Source organism: Pseudomonas sp. 3MA1 (assembly GCF_029237275.1).
Classification (GTDB): domain Bacteria; phylum Pseudomonadota; class Gammaproteobacteria; order Pseudomonadales; family Pseudomonadaceae; genus Aquipseudomonas; species Aquipseudomonas fluorescens_AP.
The window spans coordinates 26,650-47,751 of the sequence record NZ_JAACFX010000011.1; the positions used below are offsets into that span (position 1 = coordinate 26,650).

Annotated in this window: 23 protein-coding genes and 1 tRNA gene; 2 read left to right on the plus strand and 22 right to left on the minus strand. The window is 60.3% G+C overall.

Annotated features, from left to right (window positions below):
* Positions 1-36: 36 nt before the first annotated feature.
* From hisS to trmJ, 16 genes are all read right to left on the minus strand, one after another.
* Positions 37-1,326, minus strand: coding sequence for a histidine--tRNA ligase (hisS, locus tag GWQ44_RS24880; RefSeq protein WP_016968332.1), 1,290 nt, complete (start codon positions 1,324-1,326; stop codon positions 37-39).
* Positions 1,327-1,349: 23 nt separating this feature from the next.
* Positions 1,350-2,459 (minus strand): flavodoxin-dependent (E)-4-hydroxy-3-methylbut-2-enyl-diphosphate synthase, encoded by a 1,110-nt coding sequence (gene ispG, locus GWQ44_RS24885; RefSeq protein WP_016968333.1) that lies wholly within the window; start codon positions 2,457-2,459, stop codon positions 1,350-1,352.
* A 3-nt stretch (positions 2,460-2,462) separates the two neighbouring features.
* The gene (locus tag GWQ44_RS24890) at positions 2,463-3,485 is read right to left on the minus strand and encodes a RodZ domain-containing protein (protein WP_275928478.1); all 1,023 of its coding nucleotides are present in this window, start codon (positions 3,483-3,485) and stop codon (positions 2,463-2,465) included.
* Positions 3,485-4,243 (minus strand): type IV pilus biogenesis/stability protein PilW, encoded by a 759-nt coding sequence (pilW, locus tag GWQ44_RS24895; RefSeq protein WP_047305960.1) that lies wholly within the window; start codon positions 4,241-4,243, stop codon positions 3,485-3,487. The genes GWQ44_RS24890 and pilW overlap by 1 nt, the downstream gene beginning before the upstream one ends.
* Positions 4,244-4,255: 12 nt before the next feature.
* A complete protein-coding gene (gene rlmN, locus GWQ44_RS24900) occupies positions 4,256-5,404 on the minus strand; it encodes a 23S rRNA (adenine(2503)-C(2))-methyltransferase RlmN (protein ID WP_103741917.1) in 1,149 nt (382 codons plus the stop codon).
* A 28-nt stretch (positions 5,405-5,432) separates the two neighbouring features.
* Entirely contained in the window at positions 5,433-5,858 is a 426-nt protein-coding gene (gene ndk / locus GWQ44_RS24905; protein ID WP_025129556.1) for a nucleoside-diphosphate kinase, read from the minus strand.
* A 94-nt stretch (positions 5,859-5,952) separates the two neighbouring features.
* Positions 5,953-6,153 (minus strand): Fe-S cluster assembly protein IscX, encoded by a 201-nt coding sequence (iscX, locus tag GWQ44_RS24910; protein WP_011063212.1) that lies wholly within the window; start codon positions 6,151-6,153, stop codon positions 5,953-5,955.
* A gap of 14 nt (positions 6,154-6,167) precedes the next feature.
* Positions 6,168-6,509, minus strand: coding sequence for an ISC system 2Fe-2S type ferredoxin (gene fdx, locus GWQ44_RS24915; RefSeq protein WP_011063213.1), 342 nt, complete (start codon positions 6,507-6,509; stop codon positions 6,168-6,170).
* A 3-nt stretch (positions 6,510-6,512) separates the two neighbouring features.
* Positions 6,513-8,375, minus strand: coding sequence for a Fe-S protein assembly chaperone HscA (hscA, locus tag GWQ44_RS24920; protein ID WP_016968338.1), 1,863 nt, complete (start codon positions 8,373-8,375; stop codon positions 6,513-6,515).
* Between the two features lie 51 nt (positions 8,376-8,426).
* The gene (gene hscB / locus GWQ44_RS24925; RefSeq protein WP_011063215.1) at positions 8,427-8,948 is read right to left on the minus strand and encodes a co-chaperone HscB; all 522 of its coding nucleotides are present in this window, start codon (positions 8,946-8,948) and stop codon (positions 8,427-8,429) included.
* A gap of 8 nt (positions 8,949-8,956) precedes the next feature.
* Positions 8,957-9,280, minus strand: a complete 324-nt coding sequence (iscA, locus tag GWQ44_RS24930) for an iron-sulfur cluster assembly protein IscA (protein WP_007929524.1) — start codon at positions 9,278-9,280, stop codon at positions 8,957-8,959.
* 42 nt (positions 9,281-9,322) lie between these two features.
* The gene (iscU, locus tag GWQ44_RS24935) at positions 9,323-9,709 is read right to left on the minus strand and encodes a Fe-S cluster assembly scaffold IscU (RefSeq protein ID WP_007929523.1); all 387 of its coding nucleotides are present in this window, start codon (positions 9,707-9,709) and stop codon (positions 9,323-9,325) included.
* A 94-nt stretch (positions 9,710-9,803) separates the two neighbouring features.
* Positions 9,804-11,018 carry an IscS subfamily cysteine desulfurase gene (locus GWQ44_RS24940; RefSeq protein ID WP_102860394.1) on the minus strand — a complete coding sequence of 405 codons (1,215 nt, stop codon included), beginning with the start codon at positions 11,016-11,018 and terminating at the stop codon, positions 9,804-9,806.
* Between the two features lie 50 nt (positions 11,019-11,068).
* A complete protein-coding gene (gene iscR / locus GWQ44_RS24945) occupies positions 11,069-11,560 on the minus strand; it encodes a Fe-S cluster assembly transcriptional regulator IscR (RefSeq protein WP_011063217.1) in 492 nt (163 codons plus the stop codon).
* Positions 11,561-11,799: 239 nt separating this feature from the next.
* Entirely contained in the window at positions 11,800-12,576 is a 777-nt protein-coding gene (gene cysE, locus GWQ44_RS24950; protein ID WP_016968341.1) for a serine O-acetyltransferase, read from the minus strand.
* Positions 12,576-13,349, minus strand: a complete 774-nt coding sequence (gene trmJ / locus GWQ44_RS24955) for a tRNA (cytosine(32)/uridine(32)-2'-O)-methyltransferase TrmJ (protein WP_092310762.1) — start codon at positions 13,347-13,349, stop codon at positions 12,576-12,578. Before trmJ ends, cysE begins: the two co-directional genes overlap by 1 nt.
* Before the next feature lie 246 nt (positions 13,350-13,595).
* Between trmJ and suhB the strand changes: the two genes are divergently transcribed.
* Entirely contained in the window at positions 13,596-14,411 is an 816-nt protein-coding gene (gene suhB / locus GWQ44_RS24960; RefSeq protein ID WP_011063220.1) for an inositol-phosphate phosphatase, read from the plus strand.
* A 133-nt stretch (positions 14,412-14,544) separates the two neighbouring features.
* Here the strand turns inward: suhB and GWQ44_RS24965 are convergent, their stop codons facing one another.
* The 6 genes from GWQ44_RS24965 to queA all read right to left on the minus strand — a co-directional run bounded on the left by GWQ44_RS24965 (position 14,545) and on the right by queA (position 20,657).
* Positions 14,545-15,099: a glycine zipper 2TM domain-containing protein gene (locus GWQ44_RS24965; RefSeq protein WP_016968343.1), complete on the minus strand. Its 555-nt coding sequence runs from the start codon at positions 15,097-15,099 to the stop codon at positions 14,545-14,547.
* Positions 15,100-15,221: 122 nt separating this feature from the next.
* Positions 15,222-16,136, minus strand: a complete 915-nt coding sequence (gene secF, locus GWQ44_RS24970) for a protein translocase subunit SecF (protein WP_016968344.1) — start codon at positions 16,134-16,136, stop codon at positions 15,222-15,224.
* A gap of 9 nt (positions 16,137-16,145) precedes the next feature.
* Positions 16,146-18,014: a protein translocase subunit SecD gene (gene secD, locus GWQ44_RS24975; protein WP_275928479.1), complete on the minus strand. Its 1,869-nt coding sequence runs from the start codon at positions 18,012-18,014 to the stop codon at positions 16,146-16,148.
* 62 nt (positions 18,015-18,076) lie between these two features.
* The gene (gene yajC / locus GWQ44_RS24980) at positions 18,077-18,415 is read right to left on the minus strand and encodes a preprotein translocase subunit YajC (RefSeq protein WP_016968346.1); all 339 of its coding nucleotides are present in this window, start codon (positions 18,413-18,415) and stop codon (positions 18,077-18,079) included.
* Positions 18,416-18,462: 47 nt separating this feature from the next.
* Positions 18,463-19,578, minus strand: a complete 1,116-nt coding sequence (gene tgt / locus GWQ44_RS24985) for a tRNA guanosine(34) transglycosylase Tgt (RefSeq protein ID WP_161799191.1) — start codon at positions 19,576-19,578, stop codon at positions 18,463-18,465.
* A gap of 14 nt (positions 19,579-19,592) precedes the next feature.
* A complete protein-coding gene (gene queA / locus GWQ44_RS24990; protein ID WP_275928480.1) occupies positions 19,593-20,657 on the minus strand; it encodes a tRNA preQ1(34) S-adenosylmethionine ribosyltransferase-isomerase QueA in 1,065 nt (354 codons plus the stop codon).
* A gap of 108 nt (positions 20,658-20,765) precedes the next feature.
* Between queA and GWQ44_RS24995 the strand changes: the two genes are divergently transcribed.
* A tRNA-Leu gene (locus tag GWQ44_RS24995) sits at positions 20,766-20,850 on the plus strand.
* Positions 20,851-21,102: the final 252 nt, after the last annotated feature.

Sequence of the window (21,102 nt, forward strand, 5' to 3'; positions counted from 1 at the left end):
ATACTCCTTATTCGCTAATTCGGCTGTTTGACAGCTTCAACCCTGCACGACGCAGGTGGCCAGGTGCGCCGCGAGCGCATCCCAGGCAATGCTTTGTTGTTCGCCCTGGCCACGCAGGGGCTTGAAACCTACCACTTGCTGGGCCAGTTCGTCGTCACCGAGGATCAGCGCGTACAACGCACCGCTCTTGTCGGCCTTCTTGAATTGGCTCTTGAAGCTGCCAGCACCGGCATTGATCTGCAGACGCAGGTTCGGTAACTGGTCACGAACCCGTTCACTCAAAGCCAACGCGGCCAGTTCAGCCGCCTCACCGAAGGCGCAGAGATAAACGTCGACCTGGCGCGAGATTTCTTCCGGGATCTGCTCCAGGGTTTCCAGCAGCAGCACCAGACGCTCGATCCCCATGGCGAAGCCAACACCCGGTGTAGGTTTGCCACCCATTTGCTCGACCAGTCCGTCGTAACGGCCGCCAGCACACACTGTGCCCTGGGCGCCGAGCTTGTCGGTGACCCATTCGAAAACGGTCTTGCTGTAGTAATCCAGCCCGCGCACCAGCTTCGGGTTGATCACATAAGGGATACCCGCGGCGTCCAGACGGGCCTTGAGGCCTTCGAAGTGCACACGGGACTCTTCGTCCAGGTAGTCGGCCAGCTTGGGCGCGTCTACCAGCACGGCTTGAGTGTCCGGGTTCTTGGTGTCGAGCACGCGCAGCGGATTGGTCTTCAGGCGACGCTGGCTGTCTTCGTCCAGCTTGTCCATGCGCGCCGACAGGAACGCCACCAACGCGTCGCGATAACGTGCGCGAGCCTCAGCAGTGCCCAGGCTGTTGAGTTCGAGCTTGACCGCATCGCGGATGCCCAGCTCGCCCCACAGGCGCCAGGTCAGCACGATCAGCTCGGCATCGATGTCCGGACCGTCGAGGTTGAAAACCTCGCAACCGATCTGGTGGAACTGGCGATAACGGCCTTTCTGCGGGCGCTCATGACGGAACATCGGGCCGATGTACCAGAGCTTCTGCACCTGGCCACCGCCAGTGATGCCGTGCTCGAGTACAGCGCGTACGCACGCCGCAGTACCTTCCGGACGCAGGGTCAGGGAATCGCCGTTGCGGTCTTCGAAGGTGTACATCTCTTTTTCGACGATGTCGGTCACTTCACCGATGGAGCGCTTGAACAGCTCGGTGAATTCGACGATCGGCATGCGGATCTGCTTGTAGCCGTAGTTATCCAGCAGACGCGCCACGGTGCCCTCGAAATAACGCCACAGGGGCGTCTGCTCGGGCAGGATGTCATTCATGCCACGAATGGCTTGCAGAGACTTGCTCACAAAAAATCCTTAAATACGTTCGGTTAGCCGCGAGCGATCAGCGCTGCGTCGGCTTCGACCTTTTCGGCCGCCTTCTGCCGGATCAGCTTTTCAAGCTCGTCCACCAGATTGTCATTGGTCAGTTTCTGTGCCGGCTTGCCGTCGATGTAGATCAGGTTCGGCGTACCGCCGGTCAGGCCGATGTGCGCCTCTTTGGCTTCACCCGGACCGTTGACCACGCAACCGATCACGGCGACATCCAACGGCACCAGCAGGTCTTCAAGGCGCCCTTCCAGCTCGTTCATGGTTTTCACCACATCGAAATTCTGCCGCGAGCAGCTCGGGCAGGCGATGAAGTTGATGCCACGGGAACGCAGGTGCAGGGACTTGAGAATGTCGTAGCCGACCTTCACTTCCTCGACCGGGTCGGCCGCCAACGAGATGCGAATGGTATCGCCAATCCCTTCGGCCAGCAGCATACCGAGGCCGACAGCGGATTTCACCGTACCGGAACGCAATCCACCGGCTTCGGTGATGCCCAGGTGCAGCGGCTGGATGATTTCCTTGGCCAGCAAACGGTAGGCTTCGACCGCCATGAACACGTCGGACGCCTTCACGCTGACCTTGAAGTCCTGGAAATTCAGGCGTTCGAGGTGCTCGACATGACGCAGCGCCGACTCTACCAGCGCAGCGGGAGTCGGTTCGCCGTATTTCTTCTGCAGGTCCTTTTCCAGGGAGCCGGCGTTGACCCCGATACGGATCGGGATCCCGCGATCACGAGCGGCATCCACCACCGCGCGAACCCGGTCTTCGCGACCGATGTTGCCGGGGTTGATCCGCAGGCAATCGACACCCAGCTCGGCTACGCGCAAGGCGATCTTGTAGTCGAAGTGAATGTCGGCCACCAAGGGCACCTTGACCTGCTGCTTGATGCGGCCGAACGCCTCGGCGGCGTCCATGTCCGGCACCGAAACCCGCACGATGTCGACACCGGCGGCTTCCAGGCGGTTGATCTGGGCGACGGTTGCCGCTACGTCGTTGGTGTCGCTGTTGGTCATGCTCTGCACCGCGATCGGCGCGTCGCCGCCGACCGGTACCGAGCCGACCCAGATCTTGCGGGACTCGCGACGTTTGATTGGAGATTCGCCGTGCATGACTTATTGACCTAACTTCAGGCGAGCAGTCTCGCCACTGGTGAACGGGGCGATATCCACCGCCTGACCGTTGTAAGTGATTTGTGCGCCGCGGGCATACCCCAGACGCACGGCAAAAGGCGGCTTGCCGCTGACATCAACGTTCTCGCCCTTGCGCTTGAGGGCGCTGAGCAGAATCTTGCCGTTGCCATCGATGACCTGGGCCCAGCAATCGGCGCTGAACTGGATCTGTACCTGACCTGAACCGGCGACCGCAGAGCTTGGCGCAGCAGCACTGCCAGCATTTGCCGGCACAGCGGCCGCGGCGGCCGGAACCTGAGCCGGTGCTACCGGCGCGCTGACAACAGGCGCGACGGTTGGGGCGGCATGCGCAGGAGCGGCCGCTGCCGCAGACGGCGCAACAGGAGCCGGGGTTGCAGGAACTGGCGGATTGGCCGGCGCCTCGGCGCTCGCCTGGCTCTGGGTTTGTGCGGCGTTGTCCAGGGCTTCGCTCTGACCTTCGGCAACGGCCTGATCTTCGGGCTCGTCGATCGGATGAATCTGCGTGGTGCCGTCAGCCCCTTCGACCTCGACATGCTCGGGACTCAGGGACACCGGCTCCTTGCCACGCTGGGAGGATTGATCCTGCCACCAGATGAAACCGCCACCGACCACCGCCACCAGCAGCAACAGGCTGACAATGCGCAGGATGGTGTGGGAAACCCGTACCGGCTCCTCGATCCGTCCCAGAGCATGAACGTTGCTGCCCTGAGAGTCGGTACCGGTGTATTGATCGAATTCCTGAACCAGGATGGCCTGGTCCATGCCCAGCAACTTGGCATAGGCGCGGATATAGCCGCGAGCAAAGGTATGCCCCGGCAGCTTGTCGAAAGCGCCGGCTTCCAGGTTGCTCAGGGAGCTCACGGTGAGGTTGAGCTTGTGGGCCACTTCTGCCAGCGACCAACCATTGCTTTCGCGGGCCTGACGCAGGGTCTCACCGGGGTTTACGCGAGTCACTGCTTGAACTTCGGGATGCGCCGCTTTCATCATTGCTCCGACAGGTATTGCTGATATTCCGGCGTACCGGGATAAAGTCGTTTTAGTTGCAGACCGTAACTGGCGGCCTTGTCGCGATCTTCGAACACCGTTGCCAGCCGAACGCCGAGCAATAGACTACGTGCATTTTGCTCGGCGAGCAGGCTAAAACGATCGTAATAGTCGCGGGCGGGCACATAATGCCTGTCTTCGTAAGACAACTCAGCCATTTCCAGCAACGCGCGGGGCTGTTGGTGATTCAGGCGCAGGGCTTTTTCCAGTTGCAACCGGGCCAGCTCACGCTGGCCCAGCTTCGAAGCGGTCATCCCGAGGCTTTCAAACACCCGGGAACGTTCGGGGTACAGAGTATCAGCCGCGGCTTGCTCAAAACGCTGATAGGCCTCTTTGTAACGTTTTTCTTCGAACAGGAAACTGCCGTAGTTATTGAGGATTCGCGCACTGTCCGGACGCGCCGCCAGGGCCCGACGAAAATACTCGTCGGCCAGGGCCGGTTCCATCTCGGCCTGGAATACCAACGCCAGGGCGGCATTGGCATCGGCATCGGCAGGAGCCAGTTCCAGCGCCTTGCGCAACGGAACCTTGGCGCGTTCGCTCATGCCTTGCTGCAGATAACCCAAGCCCAACTGCACATAGGCCGCACGCGCCTCATCGCGGCCCTTGCTGGTGTTCAGCGGATTGGAATCACCCGACAGAACACAGCCAGCACAGAGACTGGCAATCAGCAGGAGCAGCGCGAAGCGCAGGGCCATGGAGTTCCTCTCTCAGGTACGGGTCGCGGCGCTTTGCGGCATATCGGCGTCGGCGCTCAACTCACGCACGGCGATATAGCGTTCGCTGCGACGGGTGCGGTCCAGCACCTGCCCAACCAATTGCCCGCAGGCGGCGTCGATGTCTTCACCGCGAGTGGTGCGCACGGTGACATTGAAGCCGGCGTGGTGCAGCTGGTCCTGGAAACGGCGAATGGCATTGTTGCTCGGACGTTCGTAGCCGGAGTGGGGGAACGGGTTGAACGGAATCAGGTTGATCTTGCAAGGAACGTCCTTGAGCAACTCGATCATTTCAACGGCGTGTTCCAGCTTGTCGTTGACGTCCTTGAGCAGGGTGTACTCGATGGTCAGCACGCGCTTCTCGCCCAGGGAGGACATGTAGCGCTGGCAGGACTCAAGCAGCATCTTCAGCGGGTACTTCTTGTTGATCGGCACCAGCTGGTTACGCAGCGCATCGTTGGGTGCGTGCAGCGACAACGCCAGGGAGACGTCGATGTGCTTGGCCAGCTCATCGATCATCGGCACCACGCCGGAGGTGGACAGGGTCACCCGGCGCTTGGAAATGCCGTAGCCCAGGTCGTCCATCATCAGGTGCATGGCGGCGATGACGTTGTCGAAGTTCAGCAGCGGCTCACCCATGCCCATCATCACCACGTTGGTGATGGCACGGTCGACGGTCGCCGGGACGCTGCCAAAGGATTTGTTGGCAATCCACACCTGGCCGATGACTTCGGCGGCGGTGAGGTTGCTATTGAAGCCTTGCTTGCCGGTGGAGCAGAAACTGCAATCCAGGGCACAGCCTGCCTGGGACGAAACGCACAGAGTGCCGCGCTTGCCCTGGGGAATGTACACGGTCTCGACGCAGCTGCCGGACGCCACGCGCACCACCCACTTACGGGTGCCGTCGCTGGAGATGTCCTCGCTGACCACTTCCGGACCGCGAATCTCGGCAACGGCCTTGAGCTTTTCGCGCAAGGCCTTGCCGACATTCGTCATGGCGTCGAAATCATCGACGCCAAAGTGGTGAATCCATTTCATTACCTGACCGGCACGGAAACGCTTCTCCCCGATTGAGTCGAAGAATTTCTCCATTTCCGGTTGAGTCAGCCCCAACAGGTTAGTTTTGCCGATCGATGCATTCATGGTCTCACCCCTCACGCGCCAGCCTTACTCAGCGAGCGGTTACTTCAGTAGCTGCGAAGAAGTAAGCGATTTCGCGAGCAGCGGCAGCTTCGGAGTCCGAACCGTGAACGGCGTTGGCGTCGATGGACTCGGCGAAGTCAGCACGGATGGTGCCGGCAGCAGCTTCTTTAGGGTTGGTAGCGCCCATCAGCTCACGGTTGCGAGCGATGGCGTTTTCGCCTTCCAGAACCTGAACAACAACTGGACCGGAAGTCATGAAGGCAACCAGTTCGCCGAAGAAGCCACGCTCGCTGTGCTCAGCGTAGAAGCCTTCAGCTTCAGCCTTGGACAGTTGCTTCATTTTCGAAGCTACAACGCGCAGGCCGGCTTCTTCAAAACGGGAAACGATCTTGCCGATAACGTTTTTTGCAACAGCGTCAGGCTTGATGATGGAGAAAGTACGTTGAACAGCCATGGTGTAACTCCAGAAACGGTGATTAAAGCGAAAAATTAAACCCGCGAATTATACGCGGGTTTATAGGGATTGCCTAACTGCGTAGCCCGCGGATTCAGTCCGCTTCGTCGATCCAGGCGGCCTGAATTGCTTCAAGAACCTTCTCGCCTCCGCGAGCCGGATCGTCGCTGAACTCTGGCAGTGCCAGAACCCATTGGTGCAGATCGACAAAGTTCACATAACGCGGATCCACATCCGGCTTGGACTCAGCCAGCTGGATCGCGATTTCCAGTACATCAACCCACTTCAGACTCATGACGACTCCTTGAATCAGTGCGGCGCTTCGGCGGCATGGTTGAGCGAGTACTTGGGAATTTCCACGGTCAGGTCTTCATCGCCAACGATGGCCTGGCACGACAGGCGCGACTGTGCTTCCAGGCCCCAGGCCTTGTCCAGCAAGTCTTCTTCCAGCTCGTCGGCTTCGTTCAGCGAGTCAAACCCTTCACGAATGATGCAGTGGCAGGTCGTGCAGGCGCAGACGCCGCCGCAGGCACTCTCGATCTCGATGTGGTTGTCGTGGGCCACCTCGAGCACCGAAACCCCGGGCTCGACCTCGACAACCAGACCGTCCGGGCAGAACACGGCGTGTGGCAGAAAAATGATCTGCGGCATCAGTTATTCCTCGATTTCATTCAGGTTGCGCCCCGCCAGAGCGGCCTTCACCGTCGAATCCAGGCGGCGGGCAGCAAAGGCATCGGTCACTTGCGACAGACGCTTGGTCTGCTGCTCGATGGCGTAACCATCGGTGCCACGCATCAATTCACTCAGTTCCTGCATCTGCAGCTCGATGACCATGCGCTCTTCAGCGTCCAGCAGACGGTCACCGTCAGCGTCCAGGGCGCCCTGCACGGCCTCGATCAGGCGCTGGGCATCAACCTGCTGCTCGCGCAGCACGCGGGCCACCTTGTCGTCGCCGGCGTACTGGAAGGAGTCCTTGAGCATCTTGGCGATTTCGCCGTCGGTCAGGCCGTAGGACGGCTTGACCTGAATGCTGGCTTCAACACCCGAACCCAGCTCTCGGGCAGAGACACTGAGCAGGCCATCGGCGTCGACCTGGAAGGTCACGCGAATCTTCGCCGCACCGGCCACCATTGGCGGAATGCCGCGCAATTCGAAGCGCGCCAGGGAGCGGCAGTCGCTGATCAGCTCGCGCTCGCCCTGCAGCACATGAATCATCATGGCCGTCTGGCCATCCTTGTAGGTGGTGAAGTCCTGGGCACGGGCAACCGGGATGGTGGTGTTACGCGGAATCACCTTCTCCATCAGCCCGCCCATGGTTTCCAGCCCCAAGGACAGCGGAATCACGTCCAGCAGCAGCAATTCACCGCCTTCACGCTTGTTGCCGGCCAGGGTATCGGCCTGGATCGCGGCACCAATGGCCACCACTTGATCCGGATCGATCTCGGTCAACGGCTGGCGACCGAACATTTCGGCGACCGCTTCACGCACACGCGGCACCCGGGTCGAACCGCCGACCATGACCACTGCCTGCACTTCGTCCAGCTCGACATTGGAGTCGCGAACGGCGCGACGACAGGCCTTGAGGCTGCGAGCCACCATGGGCTCGATCAGCGCGTCAAAGGTTTCGCGGGTCAACGCCGCGCGCCATTCACCGTAAACCACCTCCACCGAGTCGGCATGGGTCAGGGCTTCCTTGGCCGCGCAGGCGGTTTGCAACAGGTTGCGCTGAGTCCCCGGATCCAGGTCGGCGGACAGGCCCGCACCCTCGATGATCCAGCCAGCGATGGCGTGATCGAAGTCATCGCCACCCAGGGCGGTATCGCCACCAGTGGCCAGCACTTCAAAGACACCGCCGGTCAGGCGCAGGATGGAAATATCGAAAGTACCGCCGCCCAGGTCATAGATCGCCACCACACCCTCGGCGTGCTGGTCCAGACCATAGGCCACGGCAGCCGCGGTCGGCTCGTTGAGCAAGCGCAGCACATTCAGACCGGCCAGCTTGGCCGCATCCTTGGTGGCTTGACGCTGGGCATCGTCGAAATAGGCCGGAACAGTAATCACCGCCCCCACCAGCTCGCCGCCCAGGGTCGCTTCAGCGCGCTGACGCAATACCTTGAGCACTTCAGCCGACACTTCCACTGGGCTTTTCGGCCCCTGGATGGTCTCGATGAACGGCATGTGCGACTCGCCGCCAACGAAGCGATAAGGCAGTTGCTCGCCCAGCTGCTTGACATCGGCCAGGCCGCGCCCCATCAGGCGCTTGACCGAAAGCACGGTGTTCAAGGGATCGGTAGGCGCGGCCAGGCGGGCGGACTCGCCCACTTCGACGCGGTCGGCGTGATAGCGCACGGCGGACGGCAGAATCACCTGACCCTGCGCATCGGCCAGAGGCTCGGAAAGACCACTGCGCAAGGCAGCGACCAGCGAATTGGTAGTGCCCAAGTCGATCCCCACAGCCAGGCGACGCTGGTGCGGTTGAGGACTTTGGCCGGGTTCGGCGATCTGCAGTAGGGCCATGCTTATCTGGACTTATCTGTATATCAGGCGTGCGACCGGAGCGGCACTGGGTTAATCGTCGAGGCGCTCTTCTAACTGGCGCACTTCGTAGGTGAGCTTGTCGAGGAACTGCATGCGCCGCATCAGGCGCTCGGCCTGCTCGCGTTGCGCTGCATCATCCCAACAGGCTGCGAAGCTTTCATTCAGTTCATCCTGTGCAGTCTTGAGTCGACGCTTGAATGCCGCGACTCCAGCCAGGTCAGCACTGTCCTGCAAGTCTTCGAGCTCTTCGCGCCACTGCATCTGCTGCAGAAGAAACTCCGGATCATGCACCGTGACTTCCAGCGGCAACTCACCGCCATTCAAGGCCAGGAGATAACGGGCGCGCTTGGGCGGACTCTTGAGGGTCTGGTAAGCCTCGTTGAGGCTCGCCGACTGCTCAAGGGCCAGACGCTGCTCGCGCTCGGAAGCATCGGCAAAACGGTCTGGATGAACCCCACGCGCCAACTCACGGTAGCGCGCAGCCAACTGCTCGAGATCCAGGCGGAAACTCGGTTGCAGCTCAAATAAAGCGAAATGACAAGGAGTACCCACAAGAAGCCTCAGATGTTGAAGCTTTCGCCGCAGCCACATTCACCGCGCACGTTGGGGTTGTTGAACTTGAAGCCTTCGTTCAACCCTTCCTTGACGAAATCAAGCTCGGTGCCGTCCAGATAGGTCAGGCTTTTCGGGTCGATGATCACTTTCTCGCCGTGACTCTCGAACACCTGATCGTCCTCGCCGATCTCGTCGACGAACTCCAGCACATAGGCAAGGCCGGAACAGCCTGTGGTGCGAACACCCAGACGAATCCCATCACCCTTGCCGCGCCCATTGAGGGAGCGTCGCACGTGTTGAGCAGCCGCTTCTGTCATGCTGATAGCCATCGTGACTCCTTACTTGTCGCCAAATCTGTGAAAGCCGATCGATCAGATCAGGCCTTTCTTCTGCTTGTAGTCGCGAACGGCGGCCTTGATGGCGTCTTCGGCGAGAACCGAGCAGTGGATCTTCACTGGAGGCAGGGCCAGCTCTTCAGCCAGCTGGGTGTTCTTGATGGTTTCGGCCTCATCCAGCGTCTTGCCCTTCATCCACTCAGTGGCCAGGGAGCTGGAAGCAATGGCGGAACCGCAGCCATAAGTCTTGAACTTGGCGTCTTCGATGATGCCCTGCTCGTTGACCTTGATCTGCAGGCGCATCACGTCGCCGCAGGCAGGAGCGCCGACCATGCCGGTGCCGACATCCGGATCTTCCGCGTTCATCTTGCCGACGTTGCGCGGGTTCTCGTAGTGGTCGATGACCTTTTCGCTGTAAGCCATGATTCTTAATCCTCACTCATCAGAGAGTCGCTCTTGGGTTCTGCAAATCGCCGTTATCGGTACGCTCTACAGAACCCTGTGCGGCGACTTATATTCAGTGCGCCGCCCACTCGATCTTCGAGATATCGACGCCATCTTTGTACATGTCCCACAGCGGCGACAGAGCGCGCAGCTTGGTAACGGCTTCGCAGACTTTCTGCGCCGCGTAATCGATTTCTTCTTCGGTGGTGAAGCGGCCGAAGGTGAAGCGGATCGAGCTGTGAGCCAACTCGTCGTTGCGGCCCAGGGCGCGCAGCACGTACGAAGGCTCAAGCGAAGCCGAAGTACAGGCCGAACCGGAAGACACTGCCAGGTCCTTGAGGGCCATGATCAGCGACTCGCCTTCAACGTAGTTGAAGCTCAGGTTCAGGTTGTGCGGTACACGAGCCGTCATGCTGCCGTTGATGTACAGCTCTTCCAGGTGTTCAACCTGCTTGTAGAAGCGATCGCTCAGGGCCTTGATGCGAGCATTTTCGGCGACCATATCTTCCTTGGCGACGCGGAAGGCTTCGCCCATGCCGACGATCTGGTGAGTAGCCAGGGTGCCGGAACGCATGCCGCGTTCATGACCACCGCCGTGCATGGTGGCTTCCAGGCGCACGCGAGGCTTGCGGCTGACGTACAGCGCGCCAATGCCTTTAGGGCCGTAGGTCTTGTGGGCAGAGAAGGACATCAGGTCGACTTTCAGGGCCTGCAGGTCGATTTCGACCTTGCCGGTGGACTGAGCGCCGTCGACGTGGAACAGAATGCCTTTGGAGCGGGTCAACTCGCCAATGGCGGCGATGTCGTTGATGGTGCCGATTTCATTGTTCACGTGCATGATCGAAACCAGGATGGTGTCGTCACGCAGGGCCGCTTCAACCATGGCCGGAGTGATCAAGCCATCTTCGCCCGGCTCGATGTAGGTCACTTCGAAGCCTTCACGCTCGAGTTGGCGCATGGTGTCCAGGACAGCCTTGTGCTCGATCTTCGAGGTGATCAGGTGCTTGCCCTTGGTGTGATAGAAATGCGCGACGCCCTTGATTGCCAGGTTGTCGGACTCGGTGGCACCGGAAGTCCAGACGATTTCACGCGGGTCGGCGTTGACCAGGTCAGCCACTTGGCGACGGGCATTTTCCACCGACTCTTCGGCCTTCCAGCCAAACACGTGGGAGCGGGACGCCGGGTTACCGAAGTTTCCGTCGACCAGCAGGCATTCACTCATCTTCTGCGCCACGCGCGGATCAACCGGGGTGGTTGCAGAGTAATCAAGGTAAATCGGCAATTTCATGGACTCTCTCCTAAATCAGGCTGGCTGGCGTGCCGCTAGCTCTTTGGCTGTCATTCGACGGCTGACGCTTCAATCTTGTCCAGGCGCGGCGCCTTGCCATTACAACGGCGCTGATCCTGACGCTGGGCAACTTCTTGTACCTCACGGCGAGTGACAAGGTCTGCCAAGCTGATACCGCTCAGAAATTCGTGGATCTGCAGGCTCAGGTCGCACCACAGGTGATGGGTCAGGCAGGTGTCGCCGGCATGGCAATCACCCAGCCCCTGGCATTTGGTGGCATCGACCGATTCGTTCACGGCATCAATCACCTGGGCTACCTGGATCCCCTGCATGTCGCGGGACAGCTGATAGCCGCCACCCGGACCACGGACGCTGGACACCAGATTACTGCGGCGCAGCTTGGCGAAAAGCTGTTCGAGATAGGACAGGGAAATGCCTTGGCGCTCAGAGATATCGGCCAGGGAGACCGGGCCATGTTGCGCGTGCAACGCCAGATCAAGCATGGCGGTCACCGCGTATCGGCCTTTAGTAGTCAGTCGCATGGACAAGTACCACGGAGTTTCGGAATGGAGGCGAGTATGCAATACCCGAGTAATCAGGTCAACTATAAGACCAACTACTTTAGTCGGGTTTACCCGCAAAAGAGCGCGCGAATCATAGCAAAGTCTGCGACGTAATGGCACAGCGGGTTGCCAGCAACTGACCCGCGGGGCACTCAGGTGGCATCAGCCCCCTTTCGCCGGCAAGCCGGCTCCTACATTAGGAGCCGCTTGGTGGGCCATCAGCCGGTCTGGCTATCGCTCTTGCCCTTGACCTCTGCGAAGTCCTCCTCGCGCAGGGCCGGCAGATCCTTGGCGCAGTAGTCACTGCCCAGATCCTTCAGAGCGCCGCACACCCCCTCCAGGCGAGCGTCCACCGCCTGCAGGTGGTCAAGCAACTGACCAATGGCCCGCGCCACCGGATCAGGCATGTCTTCGCTGACGCCATAGGCATCGAAACCGAGCTTTTCCGCCATGGCCTTGCGCTTGGCTTCCTGCTCGTCACTGGACTTCATGATAATCCGCCCCGGAATGCCGACCACTGTCGCACCCGCCGGCACCGCCTTGGTCACCACCGCATTGGAGCCGACCTTGGCCCCCGCACCAACCGTGAAAGGCCCCAGCACCTTGGCGCCCGCACCCACCACCACGCCGTCCTCCAGGGTCGGATGGCGCTTGCCCTTGTTCCAGCTGGTCCCACCCAGGGTCACGCCCTGATAAAGCGTCACGTCGTCACCGATCTCGGCGGTTTCACCAATGACGATGCCCATGCCATGGTCAATAAAGAAACGCCGCCCCACCTTGGCCCCCGGATGAATCTCGATCCCGGTCAACCAGCGGCCGAAGTTCGACACCAGCCGCGCCAGCCATTTCCAGCCCATGCCCCACAGGGCGGCGGACAAGCGGTGAATCCAGATCGCGTGCATCCCCGGGTAGCAGGTCAGCACCTCGAAGGCATTACGCGCCGCCGGGTCACGATGAAATACGCTTTGGATATCTTCACGCAAACGCTCGAACATCACTGATCCTTCCGCTTCTGTAGCTCCCCACGGGCCGCTTTCTGGGTTTCCGTGAGAATGCCACGCAATATATTCATTTCCGCCCGGCTGACCGAGCTGCGACCGTACAACCGACGCAGACGCGCCATCAAGTGCCGCGGCTTTTCCGGATCGAGGAAGTCGATGGCCACCAGCGTCTGCTGCAGATGCTCATAAAACCGCTCCAGCTCATCCATGGTCGCCAGCTCTTCGCTGCGCGGCGAGGCCACTTCATCCTTCTCGATCTTGGTCGGCTGGCCTTGGGCCGCCAGCCAGGACATGCGCACTTCATAGGTCAGCACCTGCACCGCCGTGGCCAGGTTCAGCGAGCTGAACGCCGGGTCCGACGGGATATGCACGTGAAAATGACATCGCTGCAGCTCGTCATTGGTCAGGCCGGAATCTTCACGACCGAACACCAGGGCGATCTGCGCGCCCTGGCCGGCCTCTTCCACCACTTTCAGGCCGGATTCACGAGGATCCAGCAGCGGCCAGGGAATGCGTCGATCACGAGCACTGGTACCAAACACCAGAGTGCAACCGGCCAGGGCCTCCTCCAGGGTGGCGACCACCTGAGCGCTCTCAAGGATGTCGGTGGCGCCGGAGGCCCGCGCATCGGCCTCATGGGACGGAAACACCCGGGGTTCCACCAGCACCAGCCGCGACAGGCCCATGTTCTTCATGGCACGCGCAGCCCCGCCGATATTGCCGGGATGACTGGTATTGACCAGGACGACACGAATGTTCTGCAGCAAGGGAGGCGCTCTCGGACACAGGAAAGGGGAGCAAATCTTACAGAACAGGCAAGACTCCCGCCTCAAAAATAACCACCTGCAACTGACGACACATCAATCAGGAGCCGCCGGCCAGCGAGGCGAGCCCACACCTTCCAATGGCGCCGCACAGCGGATCAATGCAATCAAAGCGAACACCGACCTTCATCTGCAAAAGTTTTCTGCTAGAATGCTCGGCTTTCTTTAACAACCTTAGGTGACCTATCCATGCAGCCAATGCTGAATATCGCGCTGCGCGCCGCCCGCAGCGCCAGTGAATTGATTTTCCGCTCCATCGAGCGCCTGGATACCATCAAGGTCGACGAAAAAGACGCCAAAGACTACGTATCCGAAGTTGATCGTGCCGCCGAGCAGAAGATCATCGACGCATTGCGCAAGGCCTACCCGACCCACGCCATCCTCGGCGAAGAAACCGGCCTGCATGCCGGTAGCGGCGAAGGCGAAGACTACCTGTGGATCATCGACCCACTGGACGGCACCACCAACTTCCTGCGCGGCATCCCGCACTTTGCCGTAAGCATTGCCTGCAAATACCGTGGCCGCCTGGAACACGCCGTGGTTCTGGATCCGGTTCGCCAGGAAGAATTCACCGCCAGCCGTGGCCGTGGCGCCCAGTTGAACGGTCGTCGCCTGCGGGTCAGCGGCCGTACCAGCCTCGACGGCGCCCTGCTGGGCACCGGCTTCCCGTTCCGTGACGATCAGATGGACAACCTGGACAACTACCTGGGCATGTTCCGCGCCCTGGTAGGCCAGACCGCCGGCATTCGTCGCGCTGGCGCCGCAAGCCTGGACCTGGCCTACGTGGCCGCCGGTCGTTTCGATGCCTTCTGGGAATCGGGCCTGTCGGAGTGGGACATGGCCGCAGGCGCCCTGCTGATTCAAGAAGCCGGCGGCCTGGTGAGCGACTTCACCGGCGGTCACGACTTCCTGGAAAAAGGCCATGTGGTTGCCGGCAACACCAAATGCTTCAAGGCGGTCCTGACCGCCATCCAGCCGCACCTGCCGGCCTCGCTGAAGCGCTAAGCGCCAGCGACAAAAAAAGCACCCTTCGGGGTGCTTTTTTTATATCTGCTAAACCCGACCTGTAGGAGCCGTCTTGCCGGCGAAGGCGATCTCAAAGCCCATTCGCCGGCAAGCCACCCCCTACAAGCGAGGGTTATTGGCCGGGTTGATTCTGGTTCTGACCCAGAATCAGACGACCCTCTTTATCCACCGGGATTTGATTGCCCGGGTCACGATCCATGCGCACCTGGCCTTGCTTGCCACCCAGGTCGTACTTCACGTCATAACCCACGACTTTCTCACTGATGTCATTGACCGTGTTACAGCGAGTCTGCGTGGTGGTGTAGGTATCACGCTCCTGCATGCCTTCCTGCACCTTGTTGCCCGCATAACCACCACCCACGGCACCGGCCACAGTGGCGAGCTTCTTGCCATTGCCATTACCAATCATGCTGCCCAGCAAACCACCACCCACCGCACCCGCCACAGTACCGAGGATCTGATGCTCATCTTTGACCGGACGTTGACGGGTGACCGCGACGTCCTTGCAGACTTCACGAGGGGTCTTGATCTGTTGTTTGACCGGCTGCACAGCCAGCACTTGCGCATACTCAGGGCCGCTTTTAACCAGGCTGTAGGTGGCAACAGCACCCCCGGCGGTGACACCGACAGCACCCAATACCGCACCAACCAGCAACGACTTGTTCACGTGAACCTCCTGACCATACAAACGGGACTTGGCCCGCGCTTCTCCCAGCGTTGGAGCAATAAAAAAGGCGCGAGTTCAACACTCGCGCCTTTTTAACTGACAGCCGGAAAAGGGCTAGATCCTCAAGGACGGTCGTCCACTTCCTTCTCGGTGTTGGCCGGAGGAATCAGATCCTCGCTATTCAGGTTCAGCCAGATCAGCACCACGTTGGCGATGTAGATCGACGAGTAGGTACCCGCCAGAACACCGACAAACAGGGCGATGGAGAAGCCGTGCAGGTTGTCACCACCAAAGAACAGCAGCGCAATGATCGCCAGCAAGGTGGAGATCGACGTAGCCATGGTCCGCAACAGAGTCTGCGTGGTCGAGATATTGATGTTCTCGATCAGGCTGGCCTTGCGCAGCACACGGAAGTTCTCCCGCACCCGGTCAAACACCACGATGGTGTCGTTGAGCGAGTAACCAATGATCGCCAGCACCGCCGCCAGCACCGTCAGGTCGAAGGTGATCTGGAAGAACGAGAGGATACCCACGGTCACGATCACGTCGTGGATCAGCGAAACGATGGCGCCCACGGCGAACTTCCACTGGAAGCGGAAGGCCAGGTAGATGAGGATGCCGCCCAGCGCCATGAGCATGCCCAGGCCGCCCTGGTCGCGCAGCTCTTCACCCACTTGCGGGCCAACGAACTCGACGCGCTTGACCTGCGCCGGGTTGTCACTGCCTGCCTTCTGCAGCGCCTCGGCCACCTGGTGACCCAGTTGCGGGTCTTCACCCGGCATCCGCACCAAAAGATCAGTGGTCGCACCAAAGCTCTGCACGATGGCTTCGTGATAACCGGCATCGTTCAGTTGCGAACGCACCTTCATCACATCCGCCGGACGCTCGTAGGTCAGCTCGATGAGCGTACCGCCGGTAAAGTCCAGACCATAGTTCAACCCCTTGTGGAACCAGCTGAACAACGCCAGAACGGTAAGGAGCACAGTGACGCCGAACGCAAAGTTGCGCACGCCCATGAAGTTGATAGTACGTAACATGGCAGCCCCTTAAATCCACAACTTCTTGAAGTCACGACCGCCGAAGATCAGGTTGACCATCGCGCGGGTCAGCCAGATGGCCGTGAACATCGAGGTAAAGATCCCGAGGGACATGGTCACCGCAAAGCCCTTGACCGGGCCGGTGCCCATGGCGAAGAGGATGCCGCCCACCAGCAAGGTGGTCAGGTTGGCATCGAGAATCGCAGTGAATGCCCGGCCGAAGCCTTCGTTGATTGCCCGCTGCACCGTCATGCCGGCGGCGAGCTCTTCACGTATCCGCGAGAAGATCAGTACGTTGGCGTCCACCGCCATACCCATGGTCAGCACGATACCGGCGATACCCGGCAGGGTCAGCGTAGCCCCCAGCAGGGACATCAGGGCCAGCAGCAGCACCATGTTCAGCGCCAGCGCCACCGTGGCGATCACACCGAAGAAACGGTAGATGGCAATGATGAACAGCGACACGAACAACATGCCCCACAGCGACGCATCGATACCCTTGGTGATGTTGTCAGCACCCAGGCTCGGACCGATTGTGCGCTCTTCGGCGAAGTACATCGGCGCCGCCAGACCACCGGCACGCAGCAGCAGCGCCAGCTCGGAGGACTCACCCTGGCCATTGAGGCCGGTGATGCGGAACTGGCTGCCCAGTGGCGACTGAATGGTCGCCAGGCTGATGATCTTCTTCTCTTCCTTGAACGCCTGGACCGGTACGTCTTTCTCGACGCCGTCGACCATCTGCTTGGTGTAGGTGGTGACCGGCTTCTGCTCGATGAAGATCACCGCCATGCTGCGGCCGACGTTGCTGCGGGTCGAACGATTCATCAGCTCGCCACCGTGACCATCAAGCTTGATGTTCACCTGTGGACGACCATGTTCGTCGTAGCCGGCCTGGGCATCGGTCACCTGGTCACCGGTGATGATCAGGCCACGCTCGATCAGCGCTGGAGGACGATTGCCCTCACGGAATTCGAAGGACTCGGAAGTCGCCTTGGAAGCACCCGGCTCAGCGGCCAGACGGAATTCCAGGTTGGCGGTCTTGCCCAGGATCCGCTTGGCTTCAGCGGTGTCCTGCACGCCCGGCAGCTCAACCACGATACGGTTGGCACCCTGACGCTGAACCAGAGGCTCGGCCACACCCAGTTCGTTGACCCGGTTACGCACGGTGGTCAAGTTCTGCTTGATGGAGTATTCGCGGATTTCCGCCAGCTTGGCCGGGGTCATCGCCAGACGCAGCACCGGTTGGCCATTGAGGTCGGCCGGTACGATATCGAAATCATTGAAGTTCTTGCGGATCAGCGAACGGGCCTGTTCACGGCTGTCTTCATCGCTGAAGCCCAGCTGGATGGCACCATTGAGCTGCGGCAGGCTGCGATAGCGCAGACGCTCTTTGCGCAGCAGGCTCTTGACGTCGCCTTCATAGACTTTCAGGCGGGCATCGAGGGCTTTGTCCATGTCCACTTCCAGCAGGAAGTGCACACCACCGGACAAGTCCAGACCCAGTTTCATCGGGTGCGCGCCGAGGTTGCGCAGCCATTGCGGGGTGGTTTGCGCCAGGTTCAACGCCACCACATAGTCATCGCCCAGCGCCTTGCGCACTACATCCTTGGCCGGAAGCTGGTCTTCCTTGTTGATCAAGCGCAGCAGGCCACCCTTGCCGTTGGCGGCAATGGAAGAAGCCCTGACCTTGATACCGGCGTCGGTGAGCGCTTTGCTCGCATGATCCAGATCCGCCTGAGTGACCTGCAACGCGGTGCTCGCACCGCTGACCTGAATGGCCGGATCATCAGGGTATAGATTGGGAGCGGAATAAATAAAACCGATCGCCAGCACCGCCAGGATCAGTAGGTACTTCCACAGAGGATATTTGTTCAGCATCACGCCGCCCGTTTATGACGCGGGGCGCCTTGCGCGCCCCGTCGATTGGTAAAAGATGAAACTTAGATCGCTTTCAGCGTGCCTTTTGGCAGCGTGGCAGCGATCGCGCCCTTCTGGAACTTCAGCTCAACGGAGTCCGACACTTCCAGAACCACGAAGTCGTCGGTCACTTTGTTGATCTTGCCGGCGATACCGCCAGTGGTCACAACTTCGTCGCCTTTCTGCAGGTTGCTCAGCAGGTTTTTCTGCTCTTTGGCGCGCTTGGCCTGTGGGCGCCAGATCATCAGATAGAAGATAGCCAGGAAGCCGATCAGGAAAATCCACTCGAAACCAGTGCCAGCAGGACCGGCAGCAGCAGGTGCAGCGGCGTCCGCATACGCGGCAGGGATCAAAAAGCTCATTTAACACTCCGATAATTGCAGAATTGGTGGCTTAACGTCTTTAGAACTTACTCTAAAGGCGGCACGGGTAACCCGCGTTTGGCATAGAAGGAATCGACAAAGGCGGCCAATGTACCTTGTTGAATAGCCTCGCGCAAACCAGCCATAAGACGCTGGTAATGGCGCAAATTATGGATGGTATTGAGCATACTCCCGAGCATTTCCCCGCACTTGTCCAAGTGATGCAGATAGGCACGGGAGAAGTTCTGGCAGGTGTAGCAATCACAAGTTGGGTCCAGCGGCGAATCATCATGGCGATGGAACGCGTTACGGATTTTCAGCACGCCTGTATCGATGAACAGATGCCCATTGCGGGCATTGCGGGTTGGCATCACGCAATCGAACATGTCCACACCGCGGCGCACACCCTCAACCAGATCTTCCGGCTTGCCAACTCCCATAAGGTAACGAGGTTTGTCGGCAGGCATCTGGCCCGGCAGGTAGTCCAGCACCTTGATCATTTCATGCTTGGGCTCGCCCACCGACAGACCGCCGATGGCCAGGCCGTCGAAGCCAATCTTGTCCAGGCCTTCCAGAGAACGCATGCGCAGGTCCTGGTGCATGCCGCCCTGGACGATGCCGAACAGCGCCGCAGTGTTGTCGCCGTGGGCGTTCTTCGAGCGCTGAGCCCAGCGCAGGGACAGCTCCATGGAGATCCGCGCCACGTCCTCATCGGCCGGGTACGGCGTGCATTCGTCGAAGATCATCACGATGTCCGAACCCAGGTCGCGCTGCACTTGCATCGACTCTTCCGGGCCCATGAACACCTTGGCGCCGTCCACCGGCGAGGCGAAGGTCACGCCCTCTTCCTTGATCTTGCGCATGGCGCCCAGGCTGAACACCTGGAAACCACCGGAGTCAGTGAGAATCGGACCGTTCCACTGCATGAAATCATGCAAGTCGCCATGGGCCTTGATCACTTCCGTGCCTGGGCGCAGCCACAGGTGGAAGGTGTTGCCGAGAATGATCTCGGCGCCAGTGGCGACGATATCCCGCGGCAACATGCCCTTGACCGTGCCGTAGGTGCCCACCGGCATGAAGGCCGGGGTTTCCACCGTACCGCGGGGGAAGGTCAGGCGACCGCGACGAGCCTTGCCATCAGTGGCCAGAAGCTCGAAGGACATACGACAAGTGCGACTCATACAGTTTCCTCGGGGGCCGGATCCTTGGGAGCGGTCGGCGCGGGATTACGGGTGATGAACATCGCATCACCGTAGCTGAAAAAGCGGTACCCATTTTCCACCGCGGCGCGATAGGCGGCCATGGTCTCTGGATAACCGGCGAACGCCGAAACCAGCATCAACAGCGTGGATTCCGGCAGGTGGAAGTTGGTCACCAGGGCATCGACCACATGGAACGGCCGGCCCGGGTAGATAAAGATGTCGGTGTCGCCGCTGAACGGCTTGAGCACGCCATCGCGGGCGGCGCTTTCCAGGGAGCGCACGCTGGTGGTACCCACCGCCACCACCCGGCCGCCGCGAGCCCGGCACGCGGCCACTGCATCCACCACGTCCTGGCCGACTTCCAGCCACTCGCGATGCATATGGTGATCTTCGATGCGCTCGACCCGCACCGGCTGGAAGGTCCCGGCACCGACATGCAGGGTCACGAACGCCGTCTCCACACCCTTGGCAGCTATCGCCTCCAGCAGCGGCTGGTCGAAATGCAGCCCCGCGGTCGGCGCTGCCACGGCGCCCAGGCGCTGGGCGTACACGGTCTGATAGCGCTCGCGATCGGCGCCTTCGTCCGGGCGGTCTATATAAGGAGGCAACGGCATGTGCCCGACCCGGTCCAACAGCGGCAGCGCCTCCTCGGCGAAGCCCAGCTCGAACAGCGTGTCGTGGCGAGCCAGCATCTCGGCCTCGCCACCGCCCTCGATCAGGATCTTCGACCCCGGCTTGGGCGACTTGCTGGAGCGCACATGGGCCAGCACACGATGGCTGTCCAGCACCCGCTCAATGAGGATCTCCAGCTTGCCGCCGGAGGCCTTCTGGCCGAACAGACGGGCCGGAATCACCCGGGTATTGTTGAACACCATCAGATCGCCAGGGCGCAAATGCTCCAGCAGATCGGTGAATTGACGGTGGGCCAAGGCGCCGGTTGGCCCATCCAGGGTCAACAGACGGCTGCCGCGACGCTCGGCCAATGGATGGCGGGCGATCAGCGAATCAGGAAGCTCGAAGGTAAAGTCAGCAACGCGCATGATGGGGTTCGTCTAGCAGGGCCGGAAAGTTTAGCGGAATAACTAAAAATTGACCACGAAAGCCGATTGACCAACGGTAACCGCCTCTCTATACTTCGCCGCCATTGAGCCCTGATGGCGGAATTGGTAGACGCGGCGGATTCAAAATCCGTTTTCGCAAGAAGTGGGAGTTCGAGTCTCCCTCGGGGCACCAAGCACATATCTCAAGACGTTGCTCAATACGTCTTGAACCCAAAGAAACCGGCCACTTGAGCCGGTTTTTTTGTGCCTGACTTTTCGCCCGGCATCGACCAGAAACCTGTGTATCCCGGCTTGTACCCTGAGCTATTCAGCGAACTGCGGGATACAAAGACACCTGGTTTGTTCAGTCTGGATCAGCTCCTGATTCCCCCATCTTCCAGGCTTGCCTCTGGTTGTCCGACGCCACCCGACCGTCGCATTACGC